Source organism: Arthrobacter humicola (assembly GCF_039531445.1).
GTDB lineage: Bacteria > Actinomycetota > Actinomycetes > Actinomycetales > Micrococcaceae > Arthrobacter > Arthrobacter humicola.
Map to the genome: position 1 here is coordinate 102,827 of NZ_BAAAQB010000041.1, position 13,272 is coordinate 116,098.

A 13,272-nucleotide genomic window follows, 5' to 3' on the forward strand; every position below is an offset into this window, starting at 1 on the left:
CGCCGCCGGGCCGGTTCAGCGGTCGATGCCGGTGCTGAGGCTGAGCCCGCGCCATTGGTCCAGTTCCGTACGCTGTGCGTCGGCGACGGCGGCAAAGGCGTCGAACGCGTCTTTGCCGAGCACCATGAGCGAGGGCGGGTTGGCGCTGTCGACGACTGCCAGGATGGCTTCTGCGGCCTTGGCCGGGTCGCCTGGCTGGGTGCCGTGGACTGTGTCGTTCTCCTTGCGTCGCTTCCCGGCCGTCTCCGCATAGTCCGGAATCGCCGTCGCCGACTGGGTGAGTGAGCGGCCGGCGAAGTCGGTCCGGAACGCGCCGGGCTCGATCACCGTGACCTTGATGCCGAGGGGCTGCAGTTCCTTGTGGAGGGACCCGGACAGGCCCTCCAGGGCCGCCTTGGTTGCCGAGTAGTAGCCGGACCCGGCCGGTGAGATGCGTGCTCCGATGGAGGTGATGTTCAGGATGTTCCCTGCCCTTCTCGCGCGCATGTCCGGGAGGACCGCTTTGATCATGTCGATGGCGCCGAAGACGTTCGTGTCGAACAACTGCCGGATGTCGGCGTCGTCCGCTTCCTCCACCGCGGCGCGGTAGCCGTAGCCGGCATTGTTGACCAGCACGTCGATGCCGCCGAAGCGCGTCCGGGCCTGCTCAACTACGGAGCTGATTTGTGCCTTGTTGGTGACGTCGAGGGGGAGGGCCAGTGCGGTGTCCGGGAATTCGGCCGCGATGTCCTCCAAGGTGGCGACGTTTCGTGCCGTGACGACGGCGTTGTGGCCGTGCGCGAGCACTGCCTGGGCGAGGGCGCGGCCGAGCCCGGTCGAGCATCCTGTGATGAGCCAAGTGGACATTGGGTCTTCCTTTCATTTCTCCGGAACCGGAGCATGGAGGCGGTCCGCGTGGGGCCGCCAGGGGTTCCTATACAGAACACCGCAGAATCGGCACGTTTGGGAGTGGCTGTTGATACAGGTAGTGACAGACCCCCTCGGAACCGGCCGGCCCGGGGTGGAAGCGCGCCTATGTCAGGGCGACGGCGATCACCCAAAGCAGTGCGAAAGCCCCGACGGCGATCATCGGGCGGTTACATTGACTCTTCACTGTTCCGTCGGAGGACTGGAGTCCGGAGGTGCGGGCGTCCTGCCAGGCCTTGGCGATCTCGTCACGGCCGGTGGCCACCACGGGACGGCCCGACGCCGAGCGGTGCGTTCTGTACTGCAGCGCAGAGTCCGTCCTGTGAGCCTTCGGTTGATTCAGGTTCGCGTCCGGTGCTTTCAATGGTCCCCCTCCATGCCCCGAGCAGTCGTCAGGATAAGAGGAACCTACATCAATCGGCCTTCTGCGGCTGCGTCGCGTCCTGCCTGAGTGCTGGCGAAAATGTCCGGTTTCGGGACGGACGTGCCGTGTTCAACAGCGTCGATCCACTCACCGGTGGTCAGGACGGAGGCGAAGCGCGACTGCAGAACCACGAGCACGGCGCTGTGCAGCTGTTCGGCGCCCAGTGATCCCGCGTGGTTGGACATGGCTAGAGTTCCTGTGGCGTCGGAGAGGAACTCGACCTTCAGTCCACGGTGTGCCGCGTCCCGGGCTGTTGATTCGTCGCAGTTCTGCGTCATGTATCCGGCGATCACGACCGTGTCGATGTCACGCTCAGCGAGCCATTCCTCGAGATCTGTGCCGGCGAAGCAGGAGGGAAGGGTCTTTTCGATCAGGTGGTCATGGCTACGGCTGCTGACGACGGGATGCAAAGCGAATCCATGGCTGCCGCGGGCGAAAATTGGCGATGTTTCCGGCGCAGTTTGCTGGACCGCAATGACAGGAATGCCTGCTTCCGTAGCGGCGTCGATGGCTTTGCCGATGTTGGCCAGGCTCACTTCCGGGTCGGGGAAACCGATCGGCAGGTTTCCGGAGATGTATTCGTTCTGCACGTCGATGACGAGAAGGGCGCGGTTCACGGGGGTCCTTGAATGTGCGTGGTCGAGCGGGCGAGAGGCATCCCGGCGTTGCGATCCTAACCTCTTTCCGTGAGGGAGAGTCCCTCCCGCGCGCCGCACGGCACCGGTGAACTCAGTTGGTAGATTCGCGAGCATGACCACTTCGGATATCAGCGTCAGGGCCGCGACCGAAGACGACGCCGCACGGCTTGCAGAGATTCACGTTGCGGCATGGCGGGCCACGTACCGTGGCGTCATGACCGATCAGTATCTTGACGGCCTCGACGTCGGACGCGCGGCGTCTGCGTGGCGCCGCAATATCCGCGAGCCCCGCGAGGGGACTATGCACCTCGTGGTCCGATGCGGCAATGAGGTGACGGGATTCGCCATTGTCGGTCCCGCCGTCGGAGGCCCGGCAGCGGGCGCCGGTCAGCTGCACGCGATCAATGTGCATCCGGACTGGTGGGCGCAGGGCGCAGGCTCGGTCTTGTTTGCAGCCGCCGAACAGCAGTTGATCGAACTCGGCTATGAGCGGGCAGTTCTCTGGGTGGCGAAGAGCAACGATCGGGCCATCAGCTTCTACAACAACCGTCGCTGGCTCCACGACGGAGCGACCCTGGAAGACACCAGTTTCGATCCTCCCGTGTCAGAGAACCGCCACAGCCGGACCTTCCCTCGGGCGCGGTAACCGGCTCATTCATTCGTGGCAGGCTTCGGCAACGATCAGGGCACGAATCCGGCACAACCGTGTCCCCGGGCTGTTGTTCCGCCGAGAATGACCGGATGGCATTCTGTCTGAAGTACCGTGGCCGGCGGTTCACGACCGCTGCGCTGATGGGTGCCCTGTTGCTGCTTGCCCCGATTTCGGGTTGCTCTTCGGCGGCAGGCGGGGAGCCGCCGTGTTTCCCGCCCGCCTATTCGCTGACCCCCGCGGAAGCCACGCTGGGGGACAAAGTCACCGTGGCGGCGCCGGACGCCGACTGCAATCCCCGCTACGGCATGAACGCACGAATCCAGGTGAGCTTGACCGACGCCTCGGGTGCGGAAGTCGTCAAAGCTACAACGGCAATGAACGACGCCGGCGGGTTCTCCTACACATTTGTCGTACCTCTTCGGGCGGTGGCCGGAGATGCGGTGGTCACCGCCGTGCCGTACAACATTGACTGGTGCGATGACACCGGCAGGAACAACCGCGTGGCGGCCTCAGGGGATGTCCTGCCGGAGCGGGTGTCGTGCGTGATTCCCATGCAGCCCCTGGCTATCACGCGCTGAAGCGCTTTCCTCGGCGGTGTGACGCGGTCGGCGGCCTAGTTCCCGATATCCCTGGTGAGGATCTTAAATCCCACGCCGCGGCCCGGGCCCTGTTCGAATGCCAGAGCGAACCAGAGCTTGGCGAAGTCATCGACGAGGCCCGGTCGACGCGGGGGTCCGGTGCGTGGTCGCTGATCAGGGCGATGCTGTTCATGGCCGTGCCGCCGGTGTTGTTGGTGGCGTCAATGACGATCTTGTGGTCAAGCGCGGCGGCCGTTGCCGTTACGGCGTGTTCCATGGCGGCGCCGTTGATGGCCAGCAGGACGACGTCTGAGGAGGCGATCGCGTCGTTGATGGTGTCGCGGGCAGCGCCGATGCCGTTGGCGTAGTCGGTGAGGTTGGCGTCGTCGGGGGTGCGGACGCCGAAGACCACCGGGTAGCCGGCTTCGGTCCAGCGGCGGGCACGAGTGCGCCCGATGATGCCGGCGCCGATGACGGCGATTTTGGGCTGGATCAAGAGAATTCTCGATTCTGCAACGCCGACGCGGGGCCGCAGCCAAAGCCGGGTCAGCCGGCCCTACCGGACCGTGCCGTCGCCGGCGGGCCCGTCAGGGGCGAGGACGCCGTTGATGTCCACCGGGAGGTGGGACGGGCCGCGCAGGAACGGGCTCGGCCGGTATGGGGGCGGGTCGGAGACCAGGCGCGGGTTCTCCAGCCTGGTGGCGAAGGCGGTGAGGGCGATTTGCGCTTCCAGCCGGGCCAGGGGCGCCCCGAAGCAGAGGTGAACGCCGCCGCCAAAGCCGAGGTGTTTGTTGTTGTGCCGGTCCGGGATGAAGAGGCCGGGATCAGCCACGTGGGCGGGGTCCCGGTTGCCCGCGGCCAGGACCAGGGTGAGGGAAGCGCCGGCCGGGATGGTGGTGCCGGCGATGTCGATGTCATCGAGGGCCGTTCTGAACGGGACGAAATGTACGGGCGGCTCGTAGCGAAGCAGCTCCTCGACCATCGGGATGGCCATGCCGGGATCATCACGCAACCTCTGGAGCTCGGCCGGGTGGCGCAGCAACGTCAGTGCGCCGTTGGAGATGAGGTTCACGGTGGTTTCATGTCCCGCGATGAGCAGGAGAAGCCCGGTGCCCACCAGTTGTTCGTCCGGCATGCGGCCTTCCGGGCCGTCATCGGTGACCATCGCCGACAGCAAGTCATTCCCCGGAGCGCGCCGGTGGGCGTCGACCAGCTCTTCCATGAACGCGCGCAGTTCCTTGCCGGCCTCAATCCGCTTCTTTTGCTGTGTTTCGGGATCCAGGCCGGGATCCGTCGATTGCAGGGCAACGTCCACCCAGACCCGGAAGCGCTGTTCATCCCCCGGGGGCACTCCCAGAAGTTCGCAGATCACCGTGACGGGCAGCGGATACGCCAGGTCATCGACGACGTCGATCCGGCTGCGGGCCGCCATGTTGTCGATGAGGTCAGTCGCAATTTCCGTCATCCGCGCCTCCATCCCCGCCACCCTGCCCGGCGTCGTGGGTGGTCCGAAATGTCGCATGGTGATCCGCCGGAACTTGTCGTGATCCGGAGGATCCATGCTGAGGAACGTTGGCGTCATGCCCGGCCCGTCCCCTTCCCCGTCCTCACCGGCGGCGGCGCGCATCGCAGCGGCCGCCGGGTTGCGCTCAATGTCGGAACTGACCCGCGGATCGTGCAGCAGGGCGGCAATCTCCGCATAGGTGCTCACGAGGTAGCTTCCGTCCGGAAGCCGTGTCACAGGGGTCTTGCGGAGCTCTTCGTAGAAGGGGTAGGGGTTGGCCCGGTTGGAGTAGTCGAGGATCTGCTCCCATGTGCTGGGCTGGGACATGGCGAAGGCTCCTTGGGTCGTGGGGCCGGTGGCTGCCGGTCTCCGGGGCGGCGCTCTACGGGACGCGGCGGTCAGTCAGCCTGGCGCGTCGCTCATTGGGATAGTGGCCGGTTACGACGACGGTCGCGTCCTGGGTGGGGTTGGCGGCGGCCGGGAATCCGGCGGGCACCGGCCGGGCTTCGGCCGGTTCGTCAACGTGGCGGAACGTGGGCGGGAAAGGCGCCGCCTGCTCGATCAGCGGTTCGTAGAATTCGAACCATTTGTTCTGGTTGAAGGCCACCGCAGCCACGATGCGTCCCTTGTAGCCGTAGACGGCCAGGAACCGCCGCAACGCGACCGATCCCTGTACGATGGCGACCTCGTCCGCAACCGAAGGCACGCCCACGCTCTTGATTTCGGTGCCGAACTGGACGGACCAGAATTTCGGCACGGCAAGGTGCGGCCAGCGTTCGGTCTCGCCGCTGACCATATTGTGTGCTGCAACTTCGGCCTGAGAGATTGCGTTGCCCCAGTGCTCGACGGCGAGGAACTGGTAGCCGAACATCGGCTGCGGGGCGCGGGATGCGTCGCCGGCGACGAAGACATCGTCGGTGACCAGCCCGTTGACGTCGAAAGCGCGGCAGCCGGCGTCGCACGCGACGCCCCACGGGCCGCTGGCCAAGCCGGAACCGGCGAGCCATTCGGCGTTACGGACGGCCCCGAGCGCGGTGACGGCCACGTTCACGTCCAGTGCTGTGCCATCGGACAGGTGGGCGCGGCACAGCTGTCCGGTCGCGTCGCCTTCGAGCGAAACCACCCTGACGCCGCAGCGCAGATCCACGCCGTTCTCTTCCTGCAGCTCTCCGGCGACTGCGCCGATGACACCGCCGAGAGCCGCGCCGAGCGGTGCCGGACCCGCCTCCGCCACCGTGACCGACAGGCCGAGTTAGCGGCACACCGAAGCGACTTCGCAACCGATGAACCCGGCGCCGATGACCAAGACCCGACGAGGGCGGCCGGCCAGGAGCTTCCGAAGCGTGGCCGCATCCTCCCGGGTCCGCAAGGTCAGGACTCCTGCCAGCGCCGCCTCCGCTGCGTTGGGCCAGGACCGGGCCCGCACCCCGGTGGCGATCAACAGCTTGTCGAACCCGATCCGGCTACCGTCGGCGAGCTGCACCTGTCGTGCGGCCAGATCCAGTCCTGTGGCGGCGACGCCCAGACGCCAGTCGACGTCGAGTGCCCGGCGGCGTGGCAGCGACGTGTCTTCGGACCGTACCGCACCGGCCAGGACCTGTTTCGACAGCGGCGGCCGGTCATACGGCTCGTGTGTTTCCTCGCCGATCAGGGTCAACGAACCTGTGAACCCCTCCTCGCGCAGCCGTTCCGCTGCGCGCAGGCCGGTCAGTGACGCGCCCACGACGACGATCCTTCCGGATCGTTTGAAGCTGCCCCCGTTGCCTCCGCTAGCGGCTGCCGCACCTGGGGATTCTGTCGGAGGTTGCGAACTCGCCGGCTCCTCAAGCTGGTCGAGCCGGATGGCCTGTACGGGACAGGCGGCCGCAGCCCGCCGGATCCGTGTTCGCTGCCCCTCGTCAGGGGCGGGGTCGTACGTGAGTGCCTCGTCCCCCTGGATCGTGAAGACGTCCGGTGCGAGGAAGGCACACTGCGCGTAACCCTGGCATTTAGTGAGATCGACGACGAGCCTCATGCCGAGCTTCTCCCTGTTTCGTCAAGCCAATCGAGTCTAAGCCTCGCGGGCCGGCCGCGGAAGAGGCCTGCGGCCGGCTGCGGCGAGGCCCTGGCGGGCCTTATTCGTAGCGGAGGGCGTCGATCGGGTTTTGCCGCGCTGCCCGCCACGCCGGGAGGGTCCCGGCGATGAAGGCGATGGCCATGACCAGGAGGATGACGCCGGCAACGGAGCCGGGAGCGAAGGCGAGGATGTGGAGGCCCTCCAGATCGCTGAGGGGCCCGCGGGCCAGGGCGCCGCTCACCGCGGTGCCGAGCCCGATTGCGGCGGCGGAGCCGATGGCGCTTCCGAGGAAGCCGATGAATGCCGCTTCGGTGCTGAAGAGCGCGAAGACGGATCCGCTGCCCATGCCCATGGCTTTCATGAGGCCGATTTCCCGGGTGCGTTCCTGCACGGACATCAGCAGGGTGTTCACGATCCCGAAGCCTGCGGCCACCAGGGCGATGACGGCGAAGGCGTCCAGGACGCCGATGATCCCGTTGATGACGGTTTTGACCGTGCCGATCCGGTCATCGAGGGTCTGGGCGGTGTAGCCGGCTGCGGCGAGCTTGCCCTTCATGTCGTTGACCTGGGCGGCGGAGGACGGGGCGAAACTGGCTGTCACGTTCGCCCAGACGGACTTTGATGCGGCAGGGGCGCCGGTTCCCTGGGCATCGGCGAGGGCCGTTGAGAGGGACTTGTTGATGAAAGCGCCGCCGCCGCCGAGCAGTGCGCTCTGTTCAATGCCGGTGATCCGGGCGGTGATGGAGTGCATGATTCCGGTCGCGTCGGTGATGCCTATCGTGGCGTCCTGACCGACGGCCTGGTTATTGTCGGCAAAGCCGAGCGGGGTCACGTAGCTGGAGGGAAGGATCAGCTGCGGCTGGGCCGCGGAATCGTCCAGGGGAGCGCCCGCCGCGAGCTGCGGCTGCGCCCCGGCAAGGGGGCTGACCGACAGCTGGTACTTGTCGTGGTCGTTCCATTGGATGAAGTCCGGGCTGAGCCGGGTCACCGGGGTGACGCCTGTGATACCAGGGATGGCGCCGATCGCGTCCAGATCGGCCTGGCCCAGGGCCAGCTGGGTTGAACCCGGCCTGCCGCCGGCCGCAAGGACTTTCGTAGTGGCGTCGTATTTTTTCGGTCCCGAGGCGGGATTGCCGCTCGTGTCAGTTTTGGCGACCGTGAAGGAATTGCTGGAGCCGACGGCGGCGATCTGGCTGTCGATGTAATTGGAGATGCCGGTGCCAAGACCGTTGGTAATGGTCAGGGTGAACGCTCCGACGAAGATCGCCAGGATGGTCAGCAGCGTGCGCAACTTGCTGCGGAAGCTGTTCGCCATGGCGGTCTTCAGGATTTCGAGCGGGTTCATGCCGCGTGCTCCTCGCCGGTGTTGATCAGCAGGCCGTCACGGATATAGAGACGGCGGTTGAAGCGTGCGGCAAGATCGTGGTCGTGGGTGACGGTGATCAGGGTGATGCCGTGGTTGGAATTGAGGTCGAACAGGATGTCCTCGACGATGCGCCCGGTGGCCGTGTCCAGGTTCCCGGTGGGCTCGTCCGCGAACAGGACCTGGGGACTGTTGATCAGGGCCCGGGCGATCACGACCCGTTGCTTCTGACCGCCGGAGAGGTTGCCGGCCTTGTTGCGGGCTTTGTCGGCCAGTTCGAGCTGTTCCAGGACGGCCATTCCGCGGGTGCGCCGTTCCCGGCTGCCGACGCCGGCAATCTTGAGGGGGAGGGCGACGTTCTCCAGCACGCTGGAACCCGGGTTGAGGAAGAACTGCTGGAAGACGAAGCCGAACATCGTGTTCCGCAGCGCGTTGAGCCTCCGCCCGCTCAGGGTCTTCGCGTCAGTCCCGTCGACGTGGACCTGCCCGCCGCCGGGGGTGTCCAGGAGTGCGAGGATGTGCATCAGCGTTGATTTGCCGGAGCCGCTCTTACCCACGATCGCCACGGAATCGCCGCGGTCGATCTCCAGGGAGACGCCTTTGAGGGCGTCGAAACGGTCGGGCCCGCGCCCGTAGGTCTTGGTGAGGTCTTGGGCGGCCAGAATTGGCACAGGCATGGGGTTCCAATCAGGAGGTGGGACGGCATAAAGGTCAGGGGAGGGGCGGGCGGCGCCGGGCGGTCGGTGGCCCGGCAAGCTAGGTCAAGAAGCCCTGCGAACCGAAAGCGGTGGAGGCACTCATGACGGGGCGAGGCCGAATCTCTGGAAGAGCAGCGGCAGCCCGGTTTTGAGGCCGTAGCTCACAGCGTCCCCGCGATGTCCGATGCCGGGCCCGACGAACCGGTGCGTTGTCATGCCGGCGGCCTTCGCCTCTGCCGCGGCCTTCGCGCTCTGGGGCCCGTATTGCGGGTCAATGGCGCCGTTGGTGAAGATGGCGAGCAAATCGGTGTACGTGTGGGCTTTGAGGATCGTTACGGGCTTCTCCGCATCGAATGCGGCCTGGCTGCCGCCGAAAATGGTTTTCACGGTATTCGCCGCGGTGCCGTCCACGGGCTCCAGCTCTCCGGAGATGTCCAGCAGCGAGCCGAAGAGCTCCGGTCGCTTGGCCGCGAACGAGAGCGCGCATTCCCCGCCGTTGGAGTATCCGGCCACGGCCCACTGGGTCCGGTCCGTCGCCACGTTGAGGTTCTTACGGATGTAGTTGACGACGTCGGTAGTGACATAGGTGTAAACGTTGCCCTTGGCGGAGTCAACGCATACAGGATTCTTGTAGGGACTCCCCAGCTGATCCACCGTGAGGAATAGCGGGGCCAGCCCCTGGTGTCGCTGGGCCAGGGTGTCGAGCTCCTCGATGGCCGTTTTGCTCTGTTCGGGGCCGCCCGGCTGGCCCATCATCATGATGACGATCGGTAGATCCGGCGGATTGTCCACCAGGGCAGCGGGCGGGAGGTAGAGGGTGGCATCACGGGCGTGGAATCCTGAGGCGTCAGCCGGAATCGTGACTGTTCCGCTTCGTCCGACAGACGGCATCCCCGCAGGGGGCTTCCATTCTTGCCACAATGCGGACCCGGTGACTGGCTGGTGTGCCGGGTTGAGTTTGGGCAGGGCAAGATGCGTCGTCTGGCTGATGCCCAACATGGCTCCCAATGTCGGGTTCAGTCCATAGCCGGCGTTGATCCCGAGCGCCGCCGTCGTGATGAACAGCACACTGGCGAGCACGGCAACCGCCTTCCGCCACCAGCGGGACCGCCACAGGTTAACGACAGCCAGGCCGAGCCCTGCGAACGCGAAGATCACCCAGACGCGGGTGTCCGTGTCCAGTGGCAGGCCGAAGACGTTCAGCACCCTTTCGCAGACAAACAGAGTCAGGGCTCCGGTCAGGGCGCCGGCAGCCACGGCGACGGCCGCCGTGACGAGCCACCTCCGCCGGCCGGGCAATTGTGATGCGTGCGACGCCGGGTCGCTGGCCTCCCCGGCTGACGGCCGCGGCCGGCCGATCCGGCGCGGCAGTAGCCCGGCGCGCAGGAGCAGGAAGAGGACCGCCAAGGCGGACAAGGCATAGAAGGAATAGAGCAACGGCTCATTGATGACGCTGACATTGAGGAGTTGCTCCATCGTGTTTCCTCCTGTCCGCGATTGGGGTTGCGCCCGGCGGTCCGCCCAAGGCTGCACGCTGCTCCGCACGGGAATGCAGGCGCCTTCACGGGCTTTTATAGCACGCCAGCCGTAGGCGAAGCTGGGAATTTGAGGGGTGCTACCATCGTTCCGGCCCCGGGGCGCCGTCGATGGGCGATCAGCGGAACAGCCTTTGCGGGCTCGGACGTAAGTGGTCAAATGGAAGCGACAGGATGGGCCTGCCTTGAGTGTCCCGAAATCCTGAAAGGATTCCCAGTGCCAGAATCGCCGCCCCTCGCCGGGCACCGGCGGTTGCATCGCCGCAGGCCGGTGCGATGGCTGCTCTCGGTGTTGCGGGGGGCTCCCGTCACGGTGGCGTTCGTTGCTGTCTTCTGGATCATGGGTCTCCTGACCTCGAGTATTGTCTCCGGCCCCGCACTGCGCTGGAGGGCCGATGTGGCGGCCACGGCGCAGTCGCTGCCGAATCATTGGTGGACGCCTTTGACCGCCGCGTTCTGGGCCCGGGATCTGCTCGGCTATGTGGTGGGAACGGTGCTGGTGCTGTTGGCCTGCATACCGTTGGAACGGCAGCTGGGCAGCAGGAAGTTCGCGCTGGCGGCCGTTGTGACCCAGATTGCGGGGCTCGTGGCGGCCGCAGGATTTTGGGCGGGCACCCGTGCCCTTACGGGGAACTGGGCCCGGGAAGTGGGCGGAACATTTTTTCTTGGCCCGAGCGCTTTCATCTGCGGGACCGCCCTGGCCGCCACGGCTTCCATGGGCACCTTGTGGAGGCGGCGGATCCGTCTGGGGCTCTTTGGGCTCCTGATTCTTCTCGCCCTCTACAACGGGGGGTTCGCCGATCTGGCGCGACTTGGAGCCGGTGCTGCGGGTGCGCTCCTGGGCCCGATCCTTCTGGGCCGCCGCCCCCGGCTGGTGCGCCCGGTGAGTTCACGGCATGAGGGGAGGATCCTCGTAGCTCTCCTCGTGGCAGTCTCGGCCGTCGGGCCGGTGGTTGCGGGCCTGGCCCCGCACGCTGTCGGGCCGCTCTCGGTCTTGCGCTTCCTCTTCACGGACATCCGGCCCGTGGACCCCCAGACATTGCAGAACGTCTGCGCAGTCCCGGCCCAGCACCGGGACTGTGAGGCCGCGCACCTGCAACTGAGGGCAGGGGCGGGCGCAATCTTCATGGCGATTGTTCCGTCCTTTCTTCTGCTGCTGCTTTCTGAGGGCCTCCGACGCGGACGGCGCTTCGCCTGGGCCGGTGTGCTGGTGGTCCAGGCCGCGCTATCACTGCTGGCCCTCATTACGTTGGTGGGGGTGCTCCTGGCGGCAGGACCGGACACGGTTGCCGGGGAACTGGTGGATGCGAGCCAGCCGGGCCACAGCACCCAACCGCTGGCACTTGTGGTCCCGCTTCTCGTCCCCGTCATGATTTTCGGCGTGGTCTTGGCCTGCCGGAGGTTGTTTCCTGTCGCCGCACCCCCCGGGACCTACACCCGGCTCGCCCTGCAGGTCCTGGCCCTGGCCGGCGTCCTGGGCGTTATCTATGTCGCGGCCGGGCTGGTCCTCGCAGCGGATTTCACCCCCGTCCCCGGACTCGCCGATCTGGTGGCCGACGTCCCCGACAGGTTCCTGCCGCTGGGCTTCACGGTGGACGTTCCGCCCGCCTTCTTCCCGGAGAGCACCTTGGCAGTTCTGCTCTACGAGGGAGTCGGCATTGTCTTCTGGGCCATCACGGGCGTCCTGGTCCTTAAATCCTTTGTCCGTCCGACACACCCCCGGCACGGCGATGACAAAGACAAAGCGTTGGCGATCCTCACATCACAGGAAGGCAGTTCCATATCCTGGATGACGACGTGGACCGGGAACGCCTACTGGTTCTCCCGCACGGGCCAGAGCTTCATCGCTTACCGCGTCATCGCCGGAATCGCCCTGACGGCCGGCGGGCCCGTTGGACCCAAGAACCTGATCCCGGCGGTAGTGGAGGAGTTCTACGGCTACTGCAGGTCCAATGGGTGGACGCCCTGCTTTTACTCCGTTACTGCGGAGGTCCGGGATGCAGCATCCGGCCTCGGCTGGGACTCCGTCCAGGTCGCCCAGGAAACCGTCCTTCCCCTGGACACCCTGTCGTTCAAAGGGAAGAGATTCCAGGACATACGCACGGCCTTGAACAACGCGGCCAAGGCCGGAATCCATGCAGAATGGATTCGCTATCCCACGGCCGGCCTGGGCATCCAGACCCAGATCCTGGCCATCTCAGAAGAATGGGTCGCGGACCGTAAAATGCCCGAAATGGGGTTCACCCTTGGCGGGCTCGACGAACTCAACGACCCTGAAGTTCGCTGCCTGCTCGCCATTGACGCCCACCAACAGGTCCACGCGGTCACCTCCTGGCTTCCGGTCTACCGCAACGGACTGATCGTCGGCTGGACCCTTGATTTCATGAGGAGGCGCAGCACCGGCTTCCGGCCGGCTATCGAGTTCCTCATAGCCTCCGCAGCAACGAGCCTCAAGGATGAGAACTGCGAATTCATCAGCCTCTCCGGGGCGCCCCTGGCCCGGGTGTCTCCCACCCTCCACCCGGACGGGACGCCGGAGCGTCCGCCTGCGACCGCCGGCCTCGACCGGCTCTTGGATCGTCTGGGATCCGCCCTTGAACCCGTCTACGGATTCCGGTCCCTCCTGGCTTTCAAGAGCAAGTTTCACCCCCGCTATGTCCCTCTCTACATGGTCTATCCGGACTCGGCAGCCCTGCCCGGCATCGCCAATGCCCTCACCCGCGCCTACCTGCCGGACCTGTCCCTGGGCGAGGGGTTCCGGCTCCTGCGCAGCATCCTTAGCGAACGCGTCGGGACGGTTGGACATCCGGGTCGTCGGCCGCAATGAGGGCGGACGACCATGGGGTCTTTGGTCTCTGCCTTCGCGACAGGAGCCAAGGGATGATGTGAGGACCCGCTCAGGAATGTGGCTCTGCGGA

At 66.1% G+C, this 13,272-nt stretch carries 12 protein-coding genes and 1 pseudogene; 3 read left to right on the forward strand and 10 right to left on the reverse strand.

Features of this window, described 5'->3' with window-relative positions:
* Nucleotides 1-15: 15 nt before the first annotated feature.
* The 3 genes from ABD243_RS17085 to ABD243_RS17095 all read right to left on the reverse strand — a co-directional run bounded on the left by ABD243_RS17085 (nt 16) and on the right by ABD243_RS17095 (nt 1,947).
* The gene (locus ABD243_RS17085; RefSeq protein ID WP_344367578.1) at nt 16-846 is read right to left on the reverse strand and encodes an oxidoreductase; all 831 of its coding nucleotides are present in this window, start codon (nt 844-846) and stop codon (nt 16-18) included.
* 166 nt (nt 847-1,012) lie between these two features.
* A complete protein-coding gene (locus ABD243_RS17090; RefSeq protein ID WP_344367579.1) occupies nt 1,013-1,270 on the reverse strand; it encodes a hypothetical protein in 258 nt (85 codons plus the stop codon).
* A gap of 44 nt (nt 1,271-1,314) precedes the next feature.
* Nucleotides 1,315-1,947, reverse strand: coding sequence for a cysteine hydrolase family protein (locus ABD243_RS17095; protein ID WP_344367580.1), 633 nt, complete (start codon nt 1,945-1,947; stop codon nt 1,315-1,317).
* Between the two features lie 133 nt (nt 1,948-2,080).
* Here ABD243_RS17095 and ABD243_RS17100 point away from each other — a divergent pair, with 133 nt between their 5' ends.
* The gene (locus ABD243_RS17100) at nt 2,081-2,614 is read left to right on the forward strand and encodes a GNAT family N-acetyltransferase (RefSeq protein WP_344367581.1); all 534 of its coding nucleotides are present in this window, start codon (nt 2,081-2,083) and stop codon (nt 2,612-2,614) included.
* Between the two features lie 95 nt (nt 2,615-2,709).
* Nucleotides 2,710-3,198: a hypothetical protein gene (locus ABD243_RS17105; protein ID WP_344367582.1), complete on the forward strand. Its 489-nt coding sequence runs from the start codon at nt 2,710-2,712 to the stop codon at nt 3,196-3,198.
* On the opposite strand, the gene ABD243_RS17110 is transcribed toward ABD243_RS17105, so the two are convergent.
* From ABD243_RS17110 to ABD243_RS17140, 7 genes and pseudogenes are all read right to left on the reverse strand, one after another.
* Nucleotides 3,188-3,694 (reverse strand): NAD(P)-binding domain-containing protein, encoded by a 507-nt coding sequence (locus ABD243_RS17110; protein ID WP_344367583.1) that lies wholly within the window; start codon nt 3,692-3,694, stop codon nt 3,188-3,190. The two genes, ABD243_RS17105 and ABD243_RS17110, sit on opposite strands and share 11 nt — an antisense overlap.
* Nucleotides 3,695-3,754: 60 nt before the next feature.
* Nucleotides 3,755-5,029, reverse strand: a complete 1,275-nt coding sequence (locus ABD243_RS17115; RefSeq protein ID WP_344367584.1) for a cytochrome P450 — start codon at nt 5,027-5,029, stop codon at nt 3,755-3,757.
* Between the two features lie 55 nt (nt 5,030-5,084).
* Nucleotides 5,085-5,498: an oxidoreductase C-terminal domain-containing protein gene (locus ABD243_RS17120; RefSeq protein ID WP_344368074.1), complete on the reverse strand. Its 414-nt coding sequence runs from the start codon at nt 5,496-5,498 to the stop codon at nt 5,085-5,087.
* Nucleotides 5,499-5,528: 30 nt separating this feature from the next.
* Nucleotides 5,529-6,716, reverse strand: a pseudogene (locus ABD243_RS17125) (FAD-dependent oxidoreductase); the annotation flags it as partial.
* A gap of 100 nt (nt 6,717-6,816) precedes the next feature.
* Nucleotides 6,817-8,103, reverse strand: coding sequence for an ABC transporter permease (locus ABD243_RS17130; RefSeq protein WP_344367585.1), 1,287 nt, complete (start codon nt 8,101-8,103; stop codon nt 6,817-6,819).
* Complete coding sequence (locus tag ABD243_RS17135) at nt 8,100-8,798, reverse strand: ABC transporter ATP-binding protein (RefSeq protein ID WP_344367586.1); 699 nt, start codon at nt 8,796-8,798, stop codon at nt 8,100-8,102. The genes ABD243_RS17130 and ABD243_RS17135 overlap by 4 nt, the downstream gene beginning before the upstream one ends.
* 120 nt (nt 8,799-8,918) lie before the next feature.
* A complete protein-coding gene (locus ABD243_RS17140) occupies nt 8,919-10,295 on the reverse strand; it encodes an alpha/beta hydrolase (RefSeq protein WP_344367587.1) in 1,377 nt (458 codons plus the stop codon).
* Nucleotides 10,296-10,571: 276 nt separating this feature from the next.
* On the opposite strand from ABD243_RS17140, the gene ABD243_RS17145 reads away from it, so the two are divergent.
* Nucleotides 10,572-13,181 carry a bifunctional lysylphosphatidylglycerol flippase/synthetase MprF gene (locus ABD243_RS17145; protein ID WP_344367588.1) on the forward strand — a complete coding sequence of 870 codons (2,610 nt, stop codon included), beginning with the start codon at nt 10,572-10,574 and terminating at the stop codon, nt 13,179-13,181.
* Nucleotides 13,182-13,272: the final 91 nt, after the last annotated feature.

Excerpts from the sequence above, each read along its gene's own strand:
- ABD243_RS17085 (WP_344367578.1), bottom strand. The coding sequence starts at position 846 with ATGTCCACTTGGCTCATCACAGGATGCTCGACCGGGCTCGGCCGCGCC.
- ABD243_RS17100 (WP_344367581.1), top strand. The coding sequence starts at position 2,081 with ATGACCACTTCGGATATCAGCGTCAGGGCCGCGACCGAAGACGACGCC.
- ABD243_RS17105 (WP_344367582.1), top strand. The coding sequence starts at position 2,710 with ATGGCATTCTGTCTGAAGTACCGTGGCCGGCGGTTCACGACCGCTGCG.
- ABD243_RS17115 (WP_344367584.1), bottom strand. The coding sequence starts at position 5,029 with ATGTCCCAGCCCAGCACATGGGAGCAGATCCTCGACTACTCCAACCGG.
- ABD243_RS17120 (WP_344368074.1), bottom strand. The coding sequence starts at position 5,498 with ATGGTCAGCGGCGAGACCGAACGCTGGCCGCACCTTGCCGTGCCGAAA.
- ABD243_RS17130 (WP_344367585.1), bottom strand. The coding sequence starts at position 8,103 with ATGAACCCGCTCGAAATCCTGAAGACCGCCATGGCGAACAGCTTCCGC.
- ABD243_RS17135 (WP_344367586.1), bottom strand. The coding sequence starts at position 8,798 with ATGCCTGTGCCAATTCTGGCCGCCCAAGACCTCACCAAGACCTACGGG.
- ABD243_RS17140 (WP_344367587.1), bottom strand. The coding sequence starts at position 10,295 with ATGGAGCAACTCCTCAATGTCAGCGTCATCAATGAGCCGTTGCTCTAT.